At 38.9% G+C, this 1,024-nt stretch carries 1 protein-coding gene and 1 pseudogene; both read left to right on the top strand.

Features of this window, described 5'->3' with window-relative positions; translation table 11 throughout:
• On the top strand, nt 1-808 hold an 808-nt coding region (locus tag ACWATR_RS40385), incomplete at its 5' end, for a hypothetical protein (protein ID WP_460346103.1).
• A gap of 1 nt (nt 809) precedes the next feature.
• A pseudogene (locus tag ACWATR_RS40380) lies at nt 810-1,024 on the top strand (type IV secretory system conjugative DNA transfer family protein); the annotation flags it as partial.

Here is a 1,024-nt window from a genome sequence, read left to right as displayed (position 1 = left end):
TAGGTTAACATTAGATGATTTTCAATTAACAAGATGGCAGACCTTGCCAAATTTGGTCAGAGCTGTTCCTAATTTGGGTAACAGAAACGTTAATAGTGTTATACCTATCCGTGATTTTGCGAGAAGATTTGGCATTAATGGCGGTACAATCGCTAATCTCAGCCGTTATGACAATTTAAGTAATGTTCAACTTGGTCGAGTAATTAATTTAAGAAATTATCCTTTGACATCCATTTCTAATATCCAGAACGCATCAATAAATAACTTTGCCAATTGGCAAGACTCCAGAATTGATGGTGTACCGGGATTATCAACACTCACCTGGGATAATTTACCGGGGTTGAGAACACTTGACCTTTCATTTGTTGCCAAAGTTGATCTGCCATTGGGAGATATTGAGGCTAACCTCAAGCGCTCCATATCTGGTAGCTATCAAGATGGCTTTAATGTTCCCTGTCTACAAAATAATTGCGCTCATGCGGAAATGTCCGGCATTGGTAAGACTACTGGAACACAGTGGATGTCCGGGAAATTCCAAAAGGTTAATGGTGGATTTGGCATTTTAAAAGCTCTTAATGATGGTAAAGAGCCTACTGGTCGAAACCCCTTTGGCTCCAGCTTTAAGCAAGTTGTTTGGAATATTTATGAAGGCAGTGGAAAGGTAGAGACTACTATGTTTTTCCGTATCTGTAAAACTATCCCTTTCATTGGTCGCACTTGTAGTCCATACTTCATAGGGCCTGTACCTTTTATTGAGTACCAGGAGAAAGACCCTATCGTTCTTGGTGAACCTAATTCTCTACCTTAAAATGAGCAAATATTTCAAAATAAATAGCGCTAATCCTCAAAGATTTCGATTTGAGCAATTACAAAATCATAATGACGCAATTGGCAAGTACACTCACTCTCTTTTCACTCCCAATGGACTAACAGTTTTGTCCTTACTTGGTGCTTATATTTTGATGAGGGTGTTTTTTAGCGACTCTAACAAAAAGAAAATCGCTACTTCTTATTGGGGTGGCTC

This window comes from Nostoc sp. UIC 10890 (assembly GCF_054786515.1).
Note: the sequence above shows the minus strand (reverse complement) of the source record. Positions and strands in the feature narration are given on the sequence as shown.